This window comes from Kineosporia babensis, from assembly GCF_021129305.1.
Taxonomy (GTDB): Bacteria; Actinomycetota; Actinomycetes; order Actinomycetales; family Kineosporiaceae; genus Kineosporia; species Kineosporia babensis.
Window position 1 is genome coordinate 113,841 of the sequence record NZ_JAJOMB010000024.1, and the last position, 22,757, is coordinate 136,597.

Below are 22,757 nucleotides of genomic sequence, written 5' to 3' on the forward strand. Positions count from 1 at the left end.
CGGCAAGGGCCAGAGCCTGGCCCGAGGGGATGCTGATCATCGTTCGCCGCGAACGCCCTTACCCAAGAGCACAACTGGATGCCTTCGAGGATCGCGACGGCTGGTGCTAACGGACCTTTGCCACGAACACCTGCACCGATCAGATCGCCTTCCTCGAAGCCCGCCACCAGGCTCACGTACGCGTCGAGAACCGCATCCGCCAGGCCCAGAACGCCGGCCGGCACCGGCTGCCCTCCCGGCTCTTCTCGATCAACCAGGCGTGGCTGCAGCTTGCACTGATCGCCGCGGACCTCCCGGCTTGGACCCAGAGCATGCTCCTGATCAGTTGCGATAACGAGACCAAGGCCCTGGCCAGGGCGGAGTGGAAGACGATCCGTTACCGACTCCTGCCCACCGGAGCCCGCCTTGACCGCACCGGCCGGTGCACCTTCCTACGCCTGGCCGAGGGCTGGCCCTGGGCCCACACCCTGACCAGGGTCTTCACAATGCTCCGCCAAATACTGCTGCCAACTTGACTATCCGCAGCACCACGCACCGATCCGCGAGCATGCGAATAGCCTGCAGAAATCCCACCAAACCAGCCCCAGAAACCTCAGCCCTGCGCCGAGCAAATCATCACAGCCGAAGAAGTCTCGAATCAGATTCGATTTTCGATCGATCAGAGTCGCACCCTTGCTGCAAGGCCAGGGCTAGAGGCGAGAGCCAGTACCGCCGGCGGCTGATCGAGGGGTTTCGACCTTGGTTACCATCCATCACCTCGCCTCTACGCCAGCAGCCGAGCATCAGTCAGGAACATCTGGACCGACTGATCCACCGGGTTCCAACTTAGAATGGCACGGATGCCGGACCACGGAACGTGATCGGAGCGAGAAGGCGAACGGCGCCCGCGCTGGCTCTCGACGAGAGCTAGATCGCAGCGTTTGGCGCCAATTTGGCGCCGCGAGCCCCGCTGGGAGCCCTTCAGGTCAAAGCAGAAAAGGGGGCCTTTCGGCCTCCTACCTGCTTCTTTCTCGGGTGGGCGATACTGGGTTCGAACCAGTGACCCCTGCCGTGGGAACGCGGTTCCAACGTCTTCCAGTCCTGCGGCCCGCGATCATCCAAATTGATAAAGTGCAGGTCAGAGGGCATTTCTGGTTCGCAGGCGTCCGGTCTCAGTCGGTGGAGTCCGGCAGCGTCTGCCCCCAAATTGCCCCCAGGCCGATCTTAGGGATGAGCATGGCGTGGGTTGAGGAACGAGTCGGCCGGAGTGGGAAGATCACCTACACGGCTCGCTACCGTGATAAGAGGAACCGCCGTCGGGTAGCCGGCACCTTCCCCTCCTACCGGGCAGCAGAGCGCGCCGGAAACGCGGCGGAGAACAGCACCGCCGCGGCCCAGGTCGGTGATCCCCGCCGGGGTCGGCAGACCCTGGAGGCCTACGTCGAGACCCAGTGGTTCCCCAACCACGTCATCGAGGCCAGCACCCGCGAGACCTACCGGAACCGGCTCGACCTCTACGTGATCCCTGAGCTCGGGACTATGCGGCTGCAGGAGATCCTCGCCAGCGACCTTCGGGCGTGGATCACCACGCTCCAAGGGCCGGACTACGGCGCGTCCCCCGCCACGATCGCCAAGTGCAAGGTGATCGTGGACGCCATCTTCACGACGGCCTTCAACGATCAGATCGTGCCGGTCCACCCCGGCCGTGGCGTGAAGACCCCGCCGGTTCCGACCCGGCCGCGCCGCATCCTGACTCCGGAGATGTACGACCAGGTCCACCTCGCCCTGCCCGGCGAGACGATGCGCCTCCTGGTCGAGACCGACATCGAGTCGGGACTGCGCTGGGGCGAGCTGACTGAGTTGCGGCCCAAGGACCTCGACCTGCAGACCCGCATGCTTGTCGTCTCGCGAGCCGTCACCGAGCTGACGTCCAAGGACCGGCCCGACGGTCAGCGCTTCATCGTCAAGGCTTACCCGAAGGACCAGGAGTACCGGTCGTTCAAGCTCAGTCAGCACCTCGTGGACAAGATCGCCCTGCACATCGAGGCGCGGGGACTCGGGGCCGACGATCTGCTCTTCGAAGCGCCCGAGGCCACTACCGCCCGCCGAAGCCGGCCGGAAGTCCTCCCCGATCCCGAGACCCTCGGACGGACCGAGCCGAACGCTCAGGGACGCACCTTCCTTCACGGCACCACGTCCGTGTACGGACCGGGCAAGTGCCGCTGCCAGTACTGCAAGGACGCCGTTGCGGCGTACCGGGCGCAGCGTCGAGCCGGTGGGAAGGATGCTCCGAGGAAGCCGCGGGCGGTGGCCACCGACGGGCACATCGGCCGCGGATGGTTCCGGACGAACGTCTGGATGAAGGCGCTCGCCAAGGCCGAGCTCGGCTTCCACGTGACACCGCATGGGCTGCGCCACGCTCACGCCTCATGGCTGCTGGCTGGCGGGGCCGATCTGCAGGTGGTGAAGGAACGGCTCGGGCACGCGTCGATCAGCACGACCGAACGGTACCTGCACACTTTGCCGAATGCTGACGAGACCGCGCTTGACGCGTTGGCGGTCATGCGGCAGGGCACCCGGCCTGCGACCGAGCCCGAGACGAGCCAGGAGCGTGAGGCCGAACTGGCTGAGCTGGAACAGCTTCGGGCGACAGTTGCGAAGGTCAGGCAGCTTCACGAAACGCTTGGTCTTGCGATCTGATGGCTGCTGCTGGGAAACGCTGGTGACCGTGTGCCAGGGCCGAGCCACCAGCACCTTCGGCTGTCTCTGACCCCAGTCTGCAGCGCTCGGAAGACAGGCAGACTGCTCGTGCCCGAACGGGCATCAACGAGGCGACCACTTGACGCCCGGTTCTACACCGAGGGCCCCGGCACAGTGATCAGCCCACCGTGGCTTGACAGCTGAAGACCGACACGGCTTGCGGATCCTGCACGAGTACCCGCCGCCGTGAGGGCCACGTACAGCGGACACCTCCCCGCTGCCATGAGCATGCCGCTGCAGCTCAGAGGGTATTTGGCCAAGATTGTCGGTGGTGCAACGTATGGTCACTTCTGGAATCGGACCATCACTTGCTAGGGGGCAGGGTTGAGTCTGCACGGGGCAGTACGGCATTACCCGACGGTTGTCGCTGAATCGAAGGACGGCCGAAACAGGGCGCGACGAACGCCCGGCGCAGGGCGCCCGAAAGTGGGCTGGTGAGGTGAAGCCAGCTCCACGCCAGTGGTGGCGCCATGTCGACGCGGATGCGTGGCGCAATTTCGCCGAGCCGGATGCCTTGGCTCGGGAACGCAAGGCAGCCGTCTTGGCAGCTTTGGAGGAGTTATCGACGCGAGCTCCGATGTCGACGGCTCCTGAGATCATCAAGCAGGTCCGAGAGATCGGATTTCGGGATCCGCTGACCGAGCTGGACCTGCGCAAGGCCCTGGACCATCTGACCGATTCGGACCTTGTAGAGCCGTTTCGTGACTATGCAGCCATGAGCTCTGGGTACGACGCTGTAATCCGTCGTCAAGAGGCGTGGGCGCTGACGCAGCTCGGCCGAGGTGTCGTAGCGGCTGTCCGGGTAGCGACGATGGACGCTGGTCGGGCTCTGCAGTTGCCAGCCCGGCTCTTGGACGGCGTTGAGAGAACGCTTCGCGACCTGCTGGACCATCGGACCGCGGATCCCGGGCTCTTGCCGACGGCTTTCGGGGACGTCCGTTCACGTATCGACGAACTTCAGCGGGTGACGGCCGACTTCTACGCGGCGTTGGCTCAAATTGTGCAGTCCGATGTCACTGACGATGCACTCTTCGGCGACAACCGCGATCGTGTGGTCGAAGCCCTGCGCCAGTTTCCCCGAGAATACGGTCTCGCCCTGCGACGAGTTGATCAAGCGCTCGCCGACTTGGCGAACATAGGACCTCGTGGCTTGGCCGAAGCCGCGGTGGCGCATGCGGGCCTCATCGATGCAGAAGATCAGCAGGAGTGGATCGAGGAGCGGGTACGTCTCCTCGACGACCTGGCTGCCTGGTTCGCTCCCGAAGGATCCGTGAACCGGCTCATCTCCTCAGCGACCGGCGCCGTGCACACCCTTCTTATCGCGATTGATCGCCGTTACACGGCAATGCGCCGAGGATCAGACCTTGGCGCAGACTTTCGCGAGCTTGCCTACAGCCTGCATTCCCAGCCGACGCCCGAAGCCGCTCGGAGCGTCTACAACGCGGCCTTCGGAAACTGGCCGTCGCATCACGTGCTGGTCTCCAACGATGAAGACGTCGCTCACGCCACGATGGCACGCGCCGGCGAAAGCAGTCGCGTTGTCGAGTTGACATTGCGGGAACACGAACGACATGGATCCGCTGCTGGACGCCCGAAGAAGCTCGCCGATACAAGCGTTGAGCGGACCGAGGCATTGGCCCGGGCGTCTCACATCGCACGCATCCGAAAGAACCTAGCCAGCAAGTTGATAACCAAGGGTGAGGTAGATCTTTCGCATTTTTCGGGGCTCGACCACGAGGCCGCGGCTGTGTTGCTGAGCGCCGTCGAAGTTGCCATCCAGACCTTTGACCACGAAGCCGGATACGGTCAGGCGCAGGCTGAGAGAGCAGGCGTCGTTCTTCGTGTGACTCACATAGACCTGGGTGAGACTGTCACCATCGACCTCGCCGAGGGGCGGCTGACGGGCCCTCTCATCCGGATGATTGTGCTCCCCGCATCAGCGGCCAGCGACGCCGATTTCAGCGATATCAGTGAAACTTTAGGGTTAGCTAGCGGGGGTGCCGCATGAACCAGCTTTTGGATCCGGATCTGGCGGAGGCCGCGCGGCGCCTGCTCGCCACTTGCCGGGTATCGGCGGCCGAAGAACCCGTTCTGTACCGTACGATTCTTCAGGGCCGCCGAGAACTGATCGAGTTCTTCCGCAGCGAGCTGGGCTGGCGGCTCGAGATACACAAAGTTCCCGCCTTGGTACGGCTTCATAAGCGTCGCGACGACATCCCGACAGATCGCGGCCCCTACCTCAACCGCGCCGGACGTAGAGCGCACCCAGCAGATCCGCAGGTCCTGGTATTGGTCGCCCTGATCTGCGAACAGCTGTGGCGGCGCCCCCGAATGACCCTTCGAGAGTTGCTGCAGTCGGTTTCGCAGGTTTGTGCGGCCGAATCGGCATCAGATCGTCTGCCTGTCTTCCGGATCGTGGCATCGGAAGGAATCCGCAAGCAGGAGGCTCAACAGAATCGCCGCAATATTGTTGACGCGCTCAAACTGCTGGAGTACGAGGGCGAGATCATCGTTGACTCAGACCTCGAACGTGCCGCGGACGATGAGGATGCAGATTTAGTTATCACCGCCGATCGCGACAGCCTGGCGACAAAGTTTGCATCACTGTCACCGACACGACTTGAGTTGAGCAGACGACCGGTCCATGAACACGCGAAGGCCCTCAGCGCGAACTCTCTTTCACGCAACGACCAGGCAGACGCCGGCAACAGCCAGCCAGATCCCCTGGAAGAGCGACGCCTTACCGCCGTCCGCCGTGTCATTGACGACCCTGCTGCTGACCCTTTGGATGACCCAGCTACTCGAAGCGGCGGCCTGGGCTACCTCTCAACAGACTCGGGACGGGAGCGTGCATTGAACGATGCCGCCGCGCTGGGGCTGAAAGTCACCGTTCGTCAAGACTGGTGGGAGGTATCAGACCCCAGCGGGGCAGCGACCGCTATCGATTTTCCACTTGGTCGGCGCAGTGAGCGCCAGGCTGCCTTGTCTCTGCTACACGAAATGGTTCGGAACGGCAACCCTGAGCGGAACGTCACGCTCGCTCAGATGATTGAGCACTTCACGGTTGTACGGACGTCGCTGCCTAAATGGGCGGCCTCGTACGGTGAACGACTGCATCTCCTGGCCCGGGCTGCCGCCGATGAACTGGTCACTGCTGGTCTCCTACGCAGGTCAGATGACCCAGACACCTGGATACCTACGCCAGGCGTATTCCTGTGGCGCGTAAAGCTACGACAATCAGCAGTTGATAGCCCAGTAGCTCCCGAGGAATCGCAGTAGACCGTCCGCTCGGACAACCTTCTGTCCTTTCCCGCGACCTCTCATCACATGCGCCCCACCGAGCGAAAGTGATTACCTGATGGGCAGTCAGCCGCCGGCCAAGACCATCGATCTACGAACCGGACAGGCAGTTTCTGGGAAACCCTTGGAAGCTTCTTCGGCAACCTTTCAGGCAGGGATTCCCGGCCGTATTGGACGATGGCAGCCTACGAGAGCGGGCGTCGTAAACTCCTGGACCTGGTCCGAGGAGGGTTTCATCTTTGCCGACGGATGGGCAGCCCTGGCCGGAGCAAACGGATCAGGCAAATCACTTACGGCCTCGATGCTTTGGACCCTTCTCCTGGACGGAGATCACTCCGGTAAAGCCCTCTCGGTCTCCGGCGAGGCATCTGGCACGTTGCTGAGCCGCCATACGGACCGAAATGAGAAAGAAGATCGGACTGGTGTCTGGTGGATGGAGTACGGCTTCCGACCCGCCGTAGGCCAAGAAGTCGACTACTTCACGACCGGGCTTTGGTTGCGTTCGGTCAGTGGCACCCTGCAACGTGTCTTTTTCACGACATCAGCCCGCGTCGGCGAGGAACTCAACCTCGCGCAGGACCGAGAGCCGGTGAGCATCGAAGTTCTGGCTCGGCAAGTCGCGGCTAGCGGCGGCCGACTGTTCACCGATGTGCAGCGACTCAAGGCGAAGCTCAGTGGACTTCTCCAGTCGAGCGAAAAGGTAGGCCTCGGGGCCGAAGGGGAGTACAAGGAAGATATTCGGTCGCATCTCTTCGCAACCCTAGACGAGGTCCAGTTCGATGCGCTGATCAGCGTGCTGCGGAGCGTGCGGAGTGTCCGCACAAGCGAGGGAATCTCGCCGAACCAGATGCGAGAAGTCCTGACCGAAGCTCTACCGGCCCTGAATAAGGGCCAATTGACTGTCATCGCCGAGAGCATGGAACGTATCCACCAACAGGAACTGAGGCTCGCCCAAGGACGGGAAGAGGCCAAGCAGCTTCAGGTAGCGGATACTGCCTATCGAGAGTACCTGAACAAGAGCCTAGATCTTGAGTGCGCCTCACTCGTCACCAGAGAAAAAGCGCTAGCCAAGCAGACTGGCAGAAAAGAAGAGATCACAGCCAATCTAGAGAAGGCGCAGCGACAATCACGAGAAGCTCAAGCCAAGTGCGATCGGCTGGCGGGTCTGATCACCGATGCAGAGGGAACGCTGCAAGGGTGCGAAAGTTCACTTCGCGATCATGCCGGCGCAGAACTTCCCGAGATGGAAAAACGGCTCACAGAGCTACGCGCTCAGGAATCAGAATCCTATGAGCGGCTGGAAAAAGCCGAAGGTCGAGCCCGCGATGGACGCAACGACCTGTCCGAGAAGCAGGATATTGCAAGATCGGCTCAGCATCACCTACAGGAGATCGGGCAGGAACTCGTCGGCATTAGCGCGGTCACATCTGCCGGGGCTGCACTCGAACGTCTTTTCGAATCCGGAACCGCCATTGCCTCGGCCTCCCTCACCGAGCAGATTCTGTCAGCGGGAACCGGCCAGGAGAGTTCCTCGCTGTCGGACACTTCGCCGGCAACCGTGGTCTCCACACCGTTGGCTTGGGTGGAGATGCGAAGGGGGACGTCCCGAAAGGTCTCCCAGGCACTGCGGGCACAATCGCAGGCGGCCAACACGCTTGAGCTCCTGGCCGAACAGTCACGAGCGAGCGAAAGCACACTGGAGCAGGCTGAACTGACCGAGGCCAAGGCTGAAACTATCCGCGAAGCAGCAGAACAGGCTTTCAAAGAAAGCTGCACAGCCTGGGGTGATCAGCGAATAGAGCTTTCGCCATTGCCTGAACAATTTCTGATCACCGATGATCGCATTGCACCTGCCGCAATCGTGAGGTGGCTCGAAGGCGCCTGGTTGGCTGCATCCAAGCGCATCGATCTTCCCGGGTGCGAACGCAAGGTCGGCACCGCGGACGCTTTGGAAGCGGGAGCAAGGAACAGACTCGACCAAGCGGCTCAAGCCCTGGCGCGAGCCGAGACGTCTGTGCTGGAAGCCGATCAGCAGGTCATGATCACCGAGTCAGCTGTCCAGGCCAAACATGAGAAGCTCTCCGATTCCCGCCGACGCGCCGAAACTTCTTATGAGGAAGCCATCATGACGGCCAATGGGGTGACGTCGAAGGCAGAGATCGAATTGTCGGACGGACACGCCTCGGCCTCAATCTCAGCTCGAGACTGGGTTCAGCGGGTGATGGTGTGGAAATCTGAACTGATACAGCTGCGTGAAATTCTCCATTCAGGACCGGATTCCGAAATTCTGTTTACAGCACTCGCCTTAAGCGCAAACGATGATAGCAACGTCAACGAGCTCATCTCGCCTCAAACGGTCTCCGAAACAGTCGAACGCGCCTATCAGACGGTTGCCAGGACTCTGGCAGCGAGAATGGCAGAGGCCGATACCGAGGTTCGGAATGCTCAGAAGCTCCTGAGCGAAAAGAGCGAACAAGTTCGTTATGCCCGAACAACAGCGCCGGTACCCTCCAGCCCGGCGTGGCGCCCTGAACGTGACACCACCGTAGGCCAGCCGCTGTACGAACTCGTGAGTTTCGCGGACTATGTCAGCGCAGAAGAAGCCAACCGGGTCGAAGGTGCCTTGCTGGTATCGGGGCTCCTGGACGCCGTCGTCACGATCGACGGTCGCCTGCTGACCGGAGACCTCACACTGGATCCGACACCCATTGACCGTCACACCCGCTCTCAAACGCCCAGGGTTCTGGCTGATGTTCTCGTTGTTGAAGACGAAACGCTCGTCCCTGCCGATCGGGTCCACGCGATCCTGTCTTCGGTTGTGCTGGACCCGACCCGCGAAACACGAGCATCGAGTCACGAGGAAATCCACTCCGGAATCGTTGAGATAGGAACCCTAACGGCTTCAGCGCCCAGCCATTATCAGGCTGCTTTCATCGGTCGCACAACGCGAGAACGCGCTCGTAAGGAACACCTTGCAAGACTCTTGTCGGAGGAAGCGGCAGCGCAGAAGGCCGTCGATACCGCCATATCGGCTCGACAGAGGCTGACCGACGACGAGAAGTCGGCTGGTCGGGAACGTGAGTCACTACCGGCAGATTCTGCCGTCCTGGCTACGCGCGCAGCGGTCGCTCGGTTGACTTCGGCACTTGAACAAGCCAAAGTCGCGACCGCACGTGAGATCGCTCAGGCGGAAGTGGCCAAAGAACGCGTTCTGGCCCAGCTCGCAGCAGACGGAGCACGCGCCGACAACGAACTCACACAAGCACGGACCGCAGCCGGGCAGGCTCGGGATTCTCGAAATACCGCTGTTTCGGCCCAGAGCAGAGCCTTTTCTGAGCACCAAGGCTGCCTCGAATCCCAGACTAAAGCTCTGAATGAGAGTAAGTCTGCGGAGGAAGCACTGGCTCGTGCTGAGCACGAACGCGACACCTTTCCTCAAACATCAGATCTTGAAAAAGCTCTCGTTGCCGAGGATAGCGCCGGCAACGAGAGGTCTCGGGCGCATTCTGAGGCAACCGCTGCACGGTCGAAGATGAATGCGGCGTCGAAGGAGAACCGTGAAAGGCTACGACAGGTTCATGAAGCTGCTGCTCAGAGCGACGGAACCATGTTGCCGACAACTCTCGAAGCACTCGAGACCTTAGACGCAGGGCTCAACAGACTGGCTGAGACAACGGCAGGATGGCGAGAGGCTGCAAATCGAGCTCTGGATCTGGTTCCGCGGGCTCGTCAGGCACTCGTGACTGTCGGAGCGACCCAGCGCGAAGCAGAAGCAGCCCGGCGCGAAGCCAGTTCCAAGAAGACTAAAGCTGACCTGCTTGCGAGAACCATTGATGCTCGCAGGGAACTGTACGGCGCCGAGTATGAGGAACTGCTCGCCCGCAAGGGCGAGGCCGCCACTACGCTCGAGTCCTTGCGCGGAGAGGCCCAATCATCTGCGAACGCTTTGACGCAGGCCAATCTAAAGGCTGGGGTAGCGGAGACAGACCTGCGCAACGCCGAGTCGCAATGGCTCAGCCTGCAGGAAGCCCGCGAAACTCAATGTTCCAGGCTTAGTCTCATGGTCACGATGCGGCTGGCCTCTGTCCCTGAAGGAATCCTCATCGACAGCACCGGTCGGCCTCGGAACCTGGAGGCAGCTTTAGAGTGGGCCGGACACCAGCTCAAAGGCAAGCTGGCAGACAGTCTTCGTCTGCCGATTCTGACGGCTGGACGCGATGATGCGCTGACCAACCTTCAGACGAAAGTCCATGAGGCGAGCGAGAAACTACGTCCGTACGATCAAAATCTGATGGTTCTGACACCTCAGGGAACCGACTGGCGGACCGTCAGTCACTTCGGTCCTCACGCAACAGCGGGCGAAGACATCAGAATCGCCCTGCACAGCCTTCAGATGGCAAACACGACCATCGAGAACGAGCTCCGCGGCGAAACCAAGACCGTGGTCAAGGCTTCCCTCTTCGCGAAGCTTCGAAGCGACATCCAGCAACGCAGGCAGCTTGCTGTGGAGCTTGTACAGCAGATTCGACGGACCCTTGCCGGTGTGCGCACGGGCGTTGCCGACGTCGGGGTGGAGGTCGACTGGGTTATCCGCGAAACCCCAGATGCGCAGCGCATGATGGAGCTCATTACCGCGGCGCCTTCGGATGAAACCTTCGAGCAGATGTATCAGGTGCTGCGCCAGCGCATGGATGAAGTCGTGGGCGGGGCCTGGTCCGACCGAGTAGCGCATGCCTTCGACTACCGCACCTGGCACGAGTGGAAGATCTCCGTCGCTCACGCCAGTTTCCCGAGCGACGGCACCGGGCGAGGCGGGTTCAAGTCCGTGACCTCAAGATCAAATCCTCTGAAGAGCTTGTCCACTGGTGAATCTCGCCTCGCCACCATGCTCCCCCTGCTTGCGGCCGCCTGGTCGATGTACTCAGGTCCGGACTATGTCGGGCCGAGGCTCCTGTCGATCGACGAGATCGATGCAGCTTTCGACGACCCGAACCTTCGTCAGGTGTTGTCACTTCTACGAGAATGGGACTTCGATGTCCTTTCGACGACTCCAAGCATGCCGCCCTTGATCAAACGTGAATCCGAGCGGGTCGTCATCCACGAGGTCATCACGTCCGGCAACAAGAGAGTGACGGTCCCGTGGCTTTGGGAAGGGCACGGTGACGCGAAACCACTCTCCTTCGAGGAGCCGACCCTTGATGGGATGAGCGAGAATCTCACCGAAGGACAGCTTATGATCGAGGAGAACTAGGATGCCGGCCGATATCCAGAGGCTCGCAGCGGATCCTGACCTGCTACCTCTGTGGCAAGCGGTACACGACCGCCTCGCCTCGGGATCAAAGTCTACGGAACTGGCTACGATTCGAATCAGAAGTCTCAACCGGGCCGGAATTTCGGTTCTCCGATCCTATCTCGACACGACACCCCGTCATCGGCGGGGAAGCTCATCGGTCCGCGTGAAGGCAGGCGACACCGTGGTGTCTCTGCGTGAGCTTCTCGACAGGTTTGAACTCTCGCCCGAAGTTCTTCCGTCGCTCGTGGTTCAGGCAGTCGGTCGACCCATCGTCGATCGCAGCGAAGCGGCGCGCCAGGCAAGGAGTCTGAGAGACGAGGTGTGGGACTTCGCGCGACAGAGACTCCACCGTGTGCCTGGACTCGTCGCGAGCATGCGGAGCGCTGGTTTTGGAGAAGACGAAGCACCCACCCGGCGCCAGATCGACGCACTGGGAGAGATTCTCGATCAGGTGCCCATACGCCGAAAAGTCAGCCTTGCAAAGCTCAGTCATGATGTCGCCCAAGACCCGCACTACTTTGATTTGGACACTCTGGCAGGTAAGCGACTGGTGTTGGCGGTTGCCGAAGCCCTCGCCGTCGAGGCGCCTGAGCGTCCTGATCTTGTTCGATCGCTTCTGGGGAAGGCCGGAATCATTGGGGATCGCTTTTCCGCAACCGTTTTGGTCATGAACGCAGAAACAACCGGGAGTGGGGTCATCGATCGCCGCCTGCGAGAGGCAGTTGGCCCTGTCTCTCTGAACCTCTTCGACTTGACGGAGACACCACCCACCTTTGCGCGGCAGACCCTGACCGTCGTCGAAAACCCCTCAGTAATAGAACAAGCCGTTCAGCAAGGGATCAAGAGGCCGCTCGCCTGCACCAGCGGACAGTTGCGAGCTGTCGATCACGTGCTGCTCGGCCTTGCGAGGGACTGCCAGGTCGACCTGCAGTATGCAGGCGACCTGGATGTACACGGGCGGCAGATTGCCGCCGTGGTTTCAGGCCTGTATAGCGCGAAGATCATTGCTATGGATGAAGATGATCTTTGCGGGGACAATGCGGAGTCCATCTCGTCAGATCCTGTGATCTACCAAGAACATGATGCCTGCCTTCGTCAGATCTTCGGACAGGCGGACTGACGGTCACCGGTACCCGCAAATTGCGGCAACTGATTTCACCAGGACAAGGCGCGAAGGACCAGTTGTGATGATGACACCGTTGGGGGCGAGGCGGCTTGCGGAAACCCAGCTTCGGGAAGGGCTTCCACGTCGCTGGCAGCACTCACTAGGAGTTTCCGAGCGGACGCGGCAGTTGACGCCCCTGATGCAGGAGCATGCGGAAACACTCGAAGCTGCAGCAGTGCTGCATGACATCGGGTACGCCCCGAACCTGACGAAGACGGGCTTTCATCCACTCGACGGCGCTCGGTTCCTTCGGTCAAGCGGAGTTGATGAGCTGGTCGTTCGTCTTGTGGCGAACCATTCCTACGCGCTCCTCGAGGCCGAGGAGCGCGGCCTGCGTGACGTGCTCAGTTCCGAGTTTCCTCTCGTCGATCAGCCGCTGCTGGTGGATGCGCTGGTGTTCTGCGACATGACCACCACGCCCGACGGCCTGCCGACCAGCTCTGAGGAACGGGTCGGCGAGATCTTGTCCCGCTACGGGCGGGAGAGCATCGTCGGCCGGTTCATCCGCCGGGCGGCACCGGAGATCCATGCCAGTGTGGATCGGATTCGGACGGCCGCCGCGACCGCGGGCGTCGTGCTCTGAGGCATCACCCGAGGTAGGGGTAGGTGCCCGCCAGGTAGTGGCCGATCTGCTCGTGCATGCTCGGATGGATGTCGAGATCGGTCAGGTTCTCGGGGCTGACCCAGCGCACGCCGTCGGCTTCGTCGTTGATGGTGGGCTCGCCGCCGATCGGGCGGCCGATGTAGGCGACCTCGAACTGCTGGCGGACCTCCCCGTCGGTGTAGGCCACGATGTGGGACGGGTTGGAGTAGACCCCGAGGAAGCCGGTCACCTCGGCGATGATGCCGGTCTCTTCCTCACATTCGCGTACCGCGCACTGCGCGGCGGTCTCGCCGATGTCCTGCGCGCCACCGGGGAGCGCCCACTGGCCGGTGTCGCGGCGTCGCTGCAGGAGGATCTCGCCGGCTTCGTTGACGACGAGCAGGTTGCTGGCCGGCACCAGGGAGTTGGCCTTGGGGGCGGTGTTGTCGTAGTAGTACTCGGTCCTGCCCATGGTGGTGCTCCTACTTCTCGGGCGCCCAGGGACGCGTGGTGCTCCAGATGGCGTCGAAGCTCTGCTCGTACTGGTTGAACCATTCGGCATCGGTGCTGTCGATCCGTCTCAGCTGGAACAGTGGGTTGGCGCTGGCGGGCTGCCCCCAGATGTGCGGGTTGACCAGGAGCTGGTCGTCGTACCGGAAGAGTGAGTTGTACAGCGTGGTGTCGTGCAGGTGGACCTCACAGCCGGGGCGACCGACGAGCGTTCGGTAGTACGTCAGCGACGCGCGGATCTTTGCGGCCAGGCTCTCACCGATTCCCTCTTCCTCGCCCCTCAGCCGGACGGCCTGGCCCTCCGGGTCGCCGAAGCACAGCCGGACGTGGGCACCAGCCTCGGCTCGTTCTTGCAGCATGCGGGCGATGTGCGGGTTGGTCTGGGCGAAGAAGGTGCCGGAGAAGACCAGCACGTCGATGTGCTTCGAGGCCCCTCGGAGCAACTCCAGCCACAGGTCGCGGGGAACGCTGGCGCGGTTGGCGAAGGTAGCCGCGATCTCCCCGCTGGCGTTGGACACTCCCAAACCGTTGTCCAGTGCCTCCGGCCAGAGGTGTTCCTCGTCCAGGCCGAGCAGGTGGGCGATGCTCCAGCGGTGCCGTCGCTGGGGTACACGTCCGCTGACCCATCGGCTGGCGGTCTTGGGATCGACGCCGCACTCGGCCGCGACTTCTGCCACGGTCAGCCCCCGCTGCACCAGAGCGGAACGCAATCGCTCGTTCACTCAGCACAGCAAACCCGATGTCTCGTATCGGGCGCAAGAACGCATTTCAACCACCGTGCACTCTGCCCTCGACCCGTGGCGTCCTACGCTGGGGCAGCGTGCCGCTCATCGTGCTCTGGGACATCGACCACACGCTGATCGAGAACAACGGCGTGAGCAAGCAGATCTACGCCGATGCGTTCACCCGCCTCACTGGCCGACCACCTGTTCACCGTGCGAGGACGGAGGGACGAACCGACAGACTCATCTGCCGGCAGATGTTCCTCGACCACGGTCTCGAGCCTCCGGACTGGGACCTCATGGCTCCTGCCCTGGAGGCTGCTGGGGCCGGCATGGAAATCGAGCTGGCTCGTAGGGGCGAAGTACTTCCCGGTGTTCGAGAGGTTCTCATGCTCGCGGCTGCGGAACGGGACTTCGTCTCGTCGGTCCTTACGGGCAACATCGCGGCCAATGCTCTGGTGAAGGTTCGGGCCTTCGGGCTCGATCACCTGCTGGACCTGGAGTGCGGGGCGTACGGCGAGCATTCCGAAGATCGCGGGGCGCTGGTCGAGGTCGCGAGGAGACGTGTCCACCAGCATCACGGCTTGCCTCTCGCTACGCCGGTCGTGCTCATTGGAGACACTCCGCGTGATGTGCAGGCGGCTCAGGATGCTGGGGCTCACGTCGTCGCCGTCGCGACCGGCGTGGACAGCGCTGAAACGCTCCGTTCGGCTGGTGCGCCCTTGGTGCTCAGCGACCTCCGGGAAGGTTCCAGCCTGATCGACTACCTGCACTCGCTCACCCACTGAGAACCGGGGGACGTTCAGGGACGTCCCCGAAACGTCCCTCGGCGAGGTTCGTCGTCCCTGCCTTCTCAGGCATTCTCAATGAGGCCGCCGGAGGCTGAATCCCTCCTCGGCCGCCGGTACGCAGACGAACTCGGCTCTGATTGGTGAGGCTGTCGTCGGAGCCGAGTTCGTGTCTGGTTCGTCCGCCGCTCGCCTCAGGTATCTGCTTCGACGGGAGGAGGTTCGTGATGTCCTACGACCACTGATTCTGCTGCCGGCCCGGAGCGCAGCAAGCTCCGGGCCGGGCGAAACCCTTTCCGCATCAGACCAATCCACGGGGAGGTGAGCCGTGTCTGTCGTTGATCGGTACAACCCGCTGGACGCCGACACCTTGGCGAACCCCTACCCGCTCCTGAGCGATCTGCGACGCGAAGCTCCAGTCTTCTGGCATGAAGGGATGCAGTCCTGGGTGCTGACGCGGTACGCGGATTGCGTCCGGGTCCTTCGCGATCATCAGACCTTCGCCCGCGATCCGCGTCGCAGCGGACGAGACGTCCCAGCTGAAAGCCAGAGCGTCCAGACCCTCGACCCTCCCGAACAGGGGCACATCCGATCGCTTTTCATGAATGCCTTGCACGCTCAGCCCCTGTTGGCGGTGGAGGCGCGCACGCGCCGGTTCGCCAAGCAACGATTGGACGAGCTCACGGACAGGGAAGAGTTCGACGTCATCGCGGAGCTTGCGGTGCCCCTGTCCCTGTCGTTGATGGGAGATCTGCTGGGGGTGAAGACCCCTCCTTACCAGGAGTTCGCAGAGGTCTCGGACGCCATCATGCGCAGTATGGACGGCGGACTGAACCCCGCCCTGGTCGAGCCAGGACGGAAGGCCCGCCAGGAACTGAGCGACCTGGTCGACGGCTGGTACGCCGGACAGCGAGGTACGGGGCTCCTGGCCCAGGTTCGTCGAGCGACCAGGGATGACAAAGAACTCGTCCAGCTGTACGTGAAAAACACTGCCCGCGTGATGTTCCAGGGTGGATACAGCACCATGTCGGCTGCCATCGGCAACTCCATCGGAGTCCTTCTCACGCACCCTGAGATCCTGGAAAGGCTTAAAGAAGGTGGTCCCTTGGGCACCGCTGTTGACGAACTGGTCCGGTTCGACGGCCCAGTTCAGGGAACGACTCGCGTCGCCCTGGTTTCCGCCGGCATCGGTGGAGTTCAGATCGCGCCTGGGCAGAAAGTGATTCCGTTGTTCGTCGCGGCCAACCGCGACCCGGATGCCTTCGCGGAACCGGATCGGATCCTTCCGGAGCGTTCCCCGAATCCTCACCTCGGGTACGGATGGGGAACCCATGCGTGTATCGGGACGACCGCCGCTGCCGCGGGACTGCGTGCGCTGATCTCTGCCCTCGCCGACCATCCAGCCCACTTGGAGCCGGTGGGCACAGGGAAGCGGCGCCCCACAGCCACGATGCGAGCCTTCGACGTCCTACCGGCAGCACTCCGCATCTGATCTCAATTCAAAGCGATTTCAGCGCTATTGGGGACTCCATGAGAATCCTGATCGGCAACCACATCGACCCGTCGATCCGCGAACGCACGGACATGAGGGCCTGGACCCAACGCGTCCTCTGGTTCGCTCACCCGAGAGACCTGATCGTATTGTGCTGCCAGCCTGACGCCGGATTCCTCGAGTACGCCCTCGCCCACACCGGCGTTCCTCGCGACGAACTGACCATCACCGTCGCTCCTGCTGGAACGTGGGGCGACAAGGTCCTCGATCCGGCGTCTCTCGAAAACCCCGATCTGATAGCTGAGGTCCGGGCGACGCTCGGGCCATCGGGAACGGCTGCAGTCCACGAGGTCTTCGCCCTGTGGCCGTCGGCGTCGGTAGCGCGGTTCGCTGACGCGATAGGTGTCAGCGCCCAGTTTCCCGGAGCTGCCTTCTTCTCTCAGGGAGGAGGCGAGATCGGCAACAACAAGGCCAACTTTCGAGCGCTTGCCGCCGCAGCTGGAGTCCGGATCCCCGTCGGCCGGGTCTGCCGAAGCCAGGTCGAAGCCGTGGCAGCCACGAACGCACTGCTGGAACGGTCGGGCGATCGCGCCGTCATGGTGAAGCAGGCCCACAACGGCGCCGGCGTCGGCAACCAGCTGCTGGTGCGCGACTCGCGCCTTCTCGTGGACCACGTCGGCGCACGCCACCTTCACCAACTGGCGCCCGGAACAAGCGGTGTCGAAGCGTACTGGCGAGAGCGATGGAGCTGGGCCAGCAGCAGCGACCGCTGGCCCGTGGTCATCGAGGAGTTCGCGGTCAACGCGTCCGCGGTCTACTCCGAGCACTACGCCTCCGACAACGGCACTCACCCCACAGAGACAGGGCACCTGATCTACGTGGCCCGCCGCCTGAGCCATCAGGTCGTGCCGCTGTCTCCCAACGTGCCCGAGCAGACCCGAACCGCACTCCTGGACGGCGGCGCTCGCCTGGCCGAGGCCTACCGCGCCTTTGGCTACCGCGGGTACCTCAGCGCCGATGCCCTGGTGCTGCCCGACGGGCAGGTGGTGTTCACCGAGGTCAACGCCCAGGTCTCCGGGTCGCTGCACATCTACCAGACAATCGCTCAGCAGATCGTCGATGTCCACGCCGAGCCTTGTCGCAGTGTGGTGGAGTATCACGTGCCGCCCACCTGGGCAGTCCCCAGCTTCGAGGCGTTCCTGACGGCGCTGGACGACCTGGACCTGCGCTACGACGACGTGACCCGGACCGGAGTGATCGTGTCCATGCCGGCGATCCCGCTGACGCCAGGGGCGCCGGTGCAGTTCGTCTTCTGCATCGCCTTCGACCCTGCTGTCGGGTACGAGGTGACCTTCGGGCGCCTGGATGAACGCTTTGCAGCGATTCCCGCCGACTCGATCGACCCCAGTCAGCACGTGGGAACCACGGCGCTGAGCTTCTCGTCGTAAACCCTCTTCAGATCAGGAGGATTCATGAGTACCTACGCCGCGACCCGGCTGGCTCTCGATCTCGACGCACGCCGTCTGCAGGACGAACTCTCGGGCGTCACCGGCCACACGTGGGACCTTCAGCGTTCGCACACCGTCCACGGAATCAGCGAACCGGCCGTCATCGACTGGCGCATCCTGCCGCTGCACAGCCCGGGCGGCGACTCTGAGCGCACCGACCCCGGCGGACCCGGGTGCGAACCGTTCGCGCCGACCTTCTGGCTCGGACAGTTGCCATACCTGGCGCAGGTGCTGGAATCCATTCCCGCTCCGCGCAACGCAGCACGGCTGATGGCCCTGGGACCGGGAGCCGTCATCGCCCCGCATCGGGATCTCAAACACCAGCTCGACCGAGGATTCATGCGTCTGCACATCCCGATCGTCACGACGCCCGAAGCGGTGCTGACGCTCGACGGCGTCGAGCACTGCTGGCAGCCGGGAACCTTCTGGTACGGCGACTTCTCCCGCGAGCACTCCGTCCGCAACACCAGCACGACCACCCGCGTCCACGCCGTCATCGACGTCCTGCTGACACCAGAACTGACGCGGCTCTTCCCGGACTCCTGGCAGGATCTGCTCCACAGCGATCAAGTACTGCTGAACCACTACACCTCGAAAGTGCCACGGGATCGGCCTCACTCATCCGCGGTCGACTGCCTCGTGCCTACCCAGTTCATCGACTTCCAGTCGGACGACTCGCTGGAAGGCTCGCTCGTCCCGGCGCAGATCAAGCACACCGAGGGGAGCCTGAGTCTGACCGTGGACGATCGCATCCTCGCTCTGGTGCCGGCCGGAGCAGACGGCGAATGGCGTTTCTCAGGATGGAGCGAACAGCGCACCGTGCAGGTCGTCAGCAGCGGCGCACTCCTCCTCCGGACCCGCCAAGGTGGGAAGGTCAGCGAACGGCTCGTCCACGTCGTTCCTGATGACGGGCCGGTGGACGTCGTCTTTGAGGGGGCCGGTTCAGTATGCGCCTGAACAGTTACGACGACTTCACCCCGCTGCACGAGGTCATCGTCGGGTCAGCAGCCAACTACATGGGTCATGACCGTGACCTCTCCTTCGAGCTCTTCTATCACGAGAGCATCACCGGGTTCCGTTCCGACTGGGCCTACCCTCGGCTCACGAGCTCGAACGGCATGAACGCGGAGACCTGGAAGATCAACCAGCGTTACGCCGACGAACTGCACGAGGACGTTGAACAGCTCGCGCAGACCCTCGCCGCTTTGGGCGTGACCGTTCATCGACCGTTGCCCCTGCCCGAGGACGCAACGCCGATTGCAGGCCTGGGGTGGCAGGCCGCTCCGACACCGGCGCTCAACGTCCGTGACAACACGCTCGTCATCGGCGATCAGATCATCGAGACACCACCGGCGATTAGATCCCGCTACCTGGAAACCCAGCTGCTGCATGGCGTCTTCCAGAACTACGCGCGCTCCGGCGCGCAGTGGAGCGTCATGCCGCGGCCGACGCTCAGCGACGCATCTTTCGACTTGTCCTATGCTCGCGACTCCACGACGACGTTGGGCGGCCCCACCGAGTCCATCGCTGATCCCCGGTCCGGACCGTACGACGTCGGTCACGAGATGATGCTCGACGGTGCCCAGGTGCTGCGGCTGGGGCGCGACCTGATAGTCAACGTCGCCCAGGACAACCACGAGCAAGGACTGCGCTGGCTCCGAACCCACCTGGGGAAACGGTTCCGACTTCATCGGGTCTGGAGGATGGCCGACAACCACATCGACTCGATGCTCCTCGCCCTGCGCCCAGGCGTCTTCCTGACCCGCCACCACGGCATCCGCGACCTCATGCCCGAGAGCTTCCGCTCCTGGCGCTTCATCGTTCCGCCAGAGCCCGACCACGGCGCGTTCCCGGTCTACGACGATTACGACGACCTCGTGCTGACGAGCCCGTACATCGACCTGAACATCTTCTCGATCAACGAGCACACCGTCCTGGCGAACGAGGACTGCACCGGCCTCATCAAGGCCCTCGAAACCGAGGGCTTCGACGTCATCCCGGTCCGGCACCGCCATCGACGGCTTTTCGGCGGCGGTTTCCACTGCTTCACCCTGGACACCCACCGCGATGGAGGGCCGGAGGACTACACCTGATGACGGCTCCCGCTGTGCTTCTGATCGATGCCACGGGTCCGGACGCCGAGCGACTGCTGAAGGCCGCTGCTGACCGCCGGATCACCATCCACGCAGCGACCAGCCACGATCAGGATCAAGCGGTTCTGCCCGTCGGGGTGAGTGGGGTTGTCGCCGTTGACTTCGCACAGACTGACCGCGCGGTTGCCGAGATCGTCGAGTACTGCCGCCGACACCAGATAGAGGCGGTACTGACCTTCAACGAGTACCTCACCGTCGTCGTCGCACAGGTGTGCGCCGCCTTGGGGCTCCCAGGCAACGAACCGAGGCGTGCTCCCGCTGCCCGTGACAAGGAGGCTATGGCCACCGCATTGACCAGGGCCGGGGTGCGCGTTCCTGCGACAGTCGTCCTCCACGACCAGCACGATCTCCGTGGGATGCAGGTCGCGACCCCGTGCGTCGTCAAGCCGGCCAGCGGTGCCGGTTCGGTCGGGGTCTCTGTGGTCACGGCACCCGCTGACTTGCCTGCAGCTGTACACGCCGCGCGCTCGGCACGAGGTATGTACGGAAACGAAAATCGGCGCGTACTGATCCAGCCGTTGATCAGGGGGCATGAGTACAGCGTCGAATCCGTCGTCCAGGATGGCGTCGCTCGGCACCTGGCTGTGACCCGCAAGACAGTGACCGGCTACCCCCACCGGGTCGAGACTGCGCACCACGTCCCCGCCGTCCTGGCCTTCGACCAGCAGAGAGCCCTGAAGCGCGAAGCAGAACGCGCCATCCGAGCGGTCGGCATCCGCAATGGCGCAGCGCACACCGAGCTCATCCTCGGCCACGACGGAACATGCACGGTGATCGAGATCGGTGCGCGACTGGCGGCCGGCCAGATCGGGCTCCTCCTCCGCTACGCCTTGGCCATCGACGTCTACGCCGTGCTGCTCGACATCGCGCTCGGCCGTCCAGCCGCCGTTCAGCAGGACAGAGGCGGTCACGCCATGGTCCGCTTCGTCACAGCCCCTGAAGGCGGCCGCCTCGTCGCCGTTGAGGGCCTGCCAGCGGTCGGTCCTGGCGTCCCCTACGTCCGGCAGCGCTTCAACCCGGGAGAACGGGTCACGACCGCCCTATCGAACCGTGACCGAGTGGCAGAGTTCGTCGTTGCCGGAACCGACCCTGTCGAGGTCGAGGCACGGGCTGAGAACCTCGCCGATCAGATCCGCGTCAGGGTTCGATCAGAGAGTGGTCTCGCTACGTCAGCTGGTTGAGGATCGCTTCCATAGCCGGGTAGCTGTCGGCGACGAGATCGTCCTTCCCGAGCCGGAGCCGTTCCAGTCGGATCCCGCCCAGGTGACGTGCCTCGTAGACCAGCTCTCGCCAACGCGCCTCGGGCGTCTCTGACGTCTGGCCGTAGGTCTCCCAGAAGGCCTGACGCTCATCCTGTTTGGCCTTGGCCATGCGGATGGTCCAGTCAGCTGCCGGGTCACCGAACCAGGTCCGATCGAAGTCCAGGACGCCGGTGATCGTCGGCTCCGGGGCTCCGGACGCCAGGAGGCAGTTGATCGTCCACAGATCACCGGTCAGCAGCATCGGCTCGGTGATCTCGTCCAGCGTGGGCCGCGCATCGGACGCGATCGCCATGACCTTCTGGAGGTCGGCTGAGTCCAGACCCGCGGTGTCGAGGTCGAAGGCGATCGAGTCGAACGACGCCAGCAACGCGTCACTCCAGGACCCATAGGCGGGGCCAGCCACAGGCCCGAAGTGATCACCGCGCACGTCGTGCACCGAGCGGGTGATCGCTCCCATCTGCCGGAAGTACCCCGGGAAGGTGTCTCGCGGGTAAGTGCTCAAGATGTCAGGGGCGGGGACACCGTCGAGGTAGGTCTGAATCATCCAGTCCCGCTCGATCACGGAACCGGTCCAGTCCGCGGCAACGACCTGCGGCATGAACTGGGCGATCGGCGCCAGCCACGGCTGGCTGGCGAACTCGTTGCGCATCAAATGACGCTCACTACGGAACTGACGTTCCGCAGGCGGAGCCGCCCGCAGAATCAGAGGTGCGCTCTGACCGGTCACCGTGACGCGGTAAACGTTGTTGTACAGGCCGGCGCCCAGCTCGACCACGGCAGTGGGTTCTGCGTCGCCACGGAAAACGTGAGCGAAGACCGCCCGCACCTCATCAGCCGACAGCGACTGCTGAAAGGCATCCGCCGGCCGTTCGACAGGACGGAAATCCACTGCAACCCCCCTACACCGCAAAACCTGATCCTCGGCGGGATCCTACCGACCGAAGAGCCATGCCCAGTCATCCAGGCGAGCGCCTCGTCAGGTAGCCGAGGACCATGCCTCGCTAGCAGAGCATTCGACGCCAGTAGGAGCGGAAAACCAGAGACACCTCTTGCACGACATGTACTCTGTGGTCACGAAAACAATTGCTAATGAGTCCATTTCAAGTCGTACGGGTTCGGAGAGTATCAGGAGAGGTCGGTGAAGTTCATGAGCGTCCACAGCAGTTCAGGGACGGATCCGGCGACTGAACCTGCCGACCGAAAGGACGCTCTGGTGGTGGGCCGCGCAGCTTGTGGGGCCGC

16 protein-coding genes and 1 pseudogene are annotated in these 22,757 nt (G+C 63.1%); 14 read left to right on the forward strand and 3 right to left on the reverse strand.

Annotated features, from left to right (window positions below):
* Positions 1–194: 194 nt before the first annotated feature.
* The 7 genes from LR394_RS43995 (at position 195) to LR394_RS33345 (ending at position 13,080) form a co-directional block, all read left to right on the forward strand.
* Positions 195–515 carry a transposase gene (locus tag LR394_RS43995; RefSeq protein ID WP_456238335.1) on the forward strand — a complete coding sequence of 107 codons (321 nt, stop codon included), beginning with the start codon at positions 195–197 and terminating at the stop codon, positions 513–515.
* 700 nt (positions 516–1,215) lie between these two features.
* Positions 1,216–2,679, forward strand: a complete 1,464-nt coding sequence (locus tag LR394_RS42325) for a tyrosine-type recombinase/integrase (RefSeq protein WP_269330194.1) — start codon at positions 1,216–1,218, stop codon at positions 2,677–2,679.
* 499 nt (positions 2,680–3,178) lie between these two features.
* Positions 3,179–4,747, forward strand: a complete 1,569-nt coding sequence (locus tag LR394_RS33325) for a DUF2397 family protein (protein WP_231448606.1) — start codon at positions 3,179–3,181, stop codon at positions 4,745–4,747.
* Entirely contained in the window at positions 4,744–6,018 is a 1,275-nt protein-coding gene (locus LR394_RS33330; RefSeq protein ID WP_231448607.1) for a DUF2398 family protein, read from the forward strand. The genes LR394_RS33325 and LR394_RS33330 overlap by 4 nt, the downstream gene beginning before the upstream one ends.
* A 79-nt stretch (positions 6,019–6,097) precedes the next feature.
* Positions 6,098–11,290, forward strand: a complete 5,193-nt coding sequence (locus LR394_RS33335) for an SbcC/MukB-like Walker B domain-containing protein (RefSeq protein WP_231448608.1) — start codon at positions 6,098–6,100, stop codon at positions 11,288–11,290.
* Position 11,291: 1 nt separating this feature from the next.
* On the forward strand, positions 11,292–12,452 hold the full coding sequence (locus LR394_RS33340; protein ID WP_231448609.1) for a TIGR02679 domain-containing protein: 1,161 nt from the start codon (positions 11,292–11,294) through the stop codon (positions 12,450–12,452).
* Positions 12,453–12,522: 70 nt separating this feature from the next.
* Positions 12,523–13,080 carry an HD domain-containing protein gene (locus LR394_RS33345; protein ID WP_269330216.1) on the forward strand — a complete coding sequence of 186 codons (558 nt, stop codon included), beginning with the start codon at positions 12,523–12,525 and terminating at the stop codon, positions 13,078–13,080.
* A 4-nt stretch (positions 13,081–13,084) separates the two neighbouring features.
* Here the strand turns inward: LR394_RS33345 and LR394_RS33350 are convergent, their stop codons facing one another.
* Together LR394_RS33350 and LR394_RS33355 are read right to left on the reverse strand one after the other, a co-directional pair.
* Positions 13,085–13,552 carry an NUDIX hydrolase gene (locus tag LR394_RS33350; protein WP_231448611.1) on the reverse strand — a complete coding sequence of 156 codons (468 nt, stop codon included), beginning with the start codon at positions 13,550–13,552 and terminating at the stop codon, positions 13,085–13,087.
* Positions 13,553–13,562: 10 nt separating this feature from the next.
* Positions 13,563–14,312: a helix-turn-helix domain-containing protein gene (locus LR394_RS33355; protein ID WP_231448612.1), complete on the reverse strand. Its 750-nt coding sequence runs from the start codon at positions 14,310–14,312 to the stop codon at positions 13,563–13,565.
* A 98-nt stretch (positions 14,313–14,410) separates the two neighbouring features.
* On the opposite strand from LR394_RS33355, the gene LR394_RS33360 reads away from it, so the two are divergent.
* The 7 genes and pseudogenes from LR394_RS33360 (at position 14,411) to LR394_RS33390 (ending at position 21,434) form a co-directional block, all read left to right on the forward strand.
* On the forward strand, positions 14,411–15,100 hold the full coding sequence (locus tag LR394_RS33360; RefSeq protein ID WP_231448613.1) for an HAD family hydrolase: 690 nt from the start codon (positions 14,411–14,413) through the stop codon (positions 15,098–15,100).
* 328 nt (positions 15,101–15,428) lie between these two features.
* The gene (locus tag LR394_RS43370; protein WP_231448614.1) at positions 15,429–16,592 is read left to right on the forward strand and encodes a cytochrome P450; all 1,164 of its coding nucleotides are present in this window, start codon (positions 15,429–15,431) and stop codon (positions 16,590–16,592) included.
* Between the two features lie 92 nt (positions 16,593–16,684).
* Positions 16,685–16,939 (forward strand): annotated as a pseudogene (locus LR394_RS43795) (preATP grasp domain-containing protein); the annotation flags it as partial.
* 429 nt (positions 16,940–17,368) lie between these two features.
* A complete protein-coding gene (locus tag LR394_RS33375) occupies positions 17,369–18,040 on the forward strand; it encodes a hypothetical protein (RefSeq protein ID WP_231448616.1) in 672 nt (223 codons plus the stop codon).
* Between the two features lie 24 nt (positions 18,041–18,064).
* Positions 18,065–19,057 carry an aspartyl/asparaginyl beta-hydroxylase domain-containing protein gene (locus LR394_RS33380; RefSeq protein ID WP_231448617.1) on the forward strand — a complete coding sequence of 331 codons (993 nt, stop codon included), beginning with the start codon at positions 18,065–18,067 and terminating at the stop codon, positions 19,055–19,057.
* Positions 19,048–20,193, forward strand: coding sequence for a glycine amidinotransferase (locus LR394_RS33385; protein WP_407937178.1), 1,146 nt, complete (start codon positions 19,048–19,050; stop codon positions 20,191–20,193). The genes LR394_RS33380 and LR394_RS33385 overlap by 10 nt, the downstream gene beginning before the upstream one ends.
* Positions 20,193–21,434 (forward strand): ATP-grasp domain-containing protein, encoded by a 1,242-nt coding sequence (locus LR394_RS33390; protein WP_231448619.1) that lies wholly within the window; start codon positions 20,193–20,195, stop codon positions 21,432–21,434. The genes LR394_RS33385 and LR394_RS33390 overlap by 1 nt, the downstream gene beginning before the upstream one ends.
* Here the strand turns inward: LR394_RS33390 and LR394_RS33395 are convergent.
* Positions 21,418–22,404 (reverse strand): phosphotransferase family protein, encoded by a 987-nt coding sequence (locus LR394_RS33395; RefSeq protein WP_231448620.1) that lies wholly within the window; start codon positions 22,402–22,404, stop codon positions 21,418–21,420. The two genes, LR394_RS33390 and LR394_RS33395, sit on opposite strands and share 17 nt — an antisense overlap.
* Between the last annotated feature and the right edge of the window lie 353 nt (positions 22,405–22,757).

What these genes read in the sequence shown, in the direction of transcription:
- LR394_RS33345 (WP_269330216.1), top strand. Translation starts at nt 12,523, where the DNA reads ATGACACCGTTGGGGGCGAGGCGGCTTGCGGAAACCCAGCTTCGGGAA.
- LR394_RS33390 (WP_231448619.1), top strand. Translation starts at nt 20,193, where the DNA reads ATGACGGCTCCCGCTGTGCTTCTGATCGATGCCACGGGTCCGGACGCC.
- LR394_RS33340 (WP_231448609.1), top strand. Translation starts at nt 11,292, where the DNA reads ATGCCGGCCGATATCCAGAGGCTCGCAGCGGATCCTGACCTGCTACCT.
- LR394_RS33335 (WP_231448608.1), top strand. Translation starts at nt 6,098, where the DNA reads ATGGGCAGTCAGCCGCCGGCCAAGACCATCGATCTACGAACCGGACAG.
- LR394_RS33330 (WP_231448607.1), top strand. Translation starts at nt 4,744, where the DNA reads ATGAACCAGCTTTTGGATCCGGATCTGGCGGAGGCCGCGCGGCGCCTG.
- LR394_RS33380 (WP_231448617.1), top strand. Translation starts at nt 18,065, where the DNA reads ATGAGTACCTACGCCGCGACCCGGCTGGCTCTCGATCTCGACGCACGC.
- LR394_RS33385 (WP_407937178.1), top strand. Translation starts at nt 19,048, where the DNA reads ATGCGCCTGAACAGTTACGACGACTTCACCCCGCTGCACGAGGTCATC.
- LR394_RS33350 (WP_231448611.1), bottom strand. Translation starts at nt 13,552, where the DNA reads ATGGGCAGGACCGAGTACTACTACGACAACACCGCCCCCAAGGCCAAC.
- LR394_RS42325 (WP_269330194.1), top strand. Translation starts at nt 1,216, where the DNA reads ATGGCGTGGGTTGAGGAACGAGTCGGCCGGAGTGGGAAGATCACCTAC.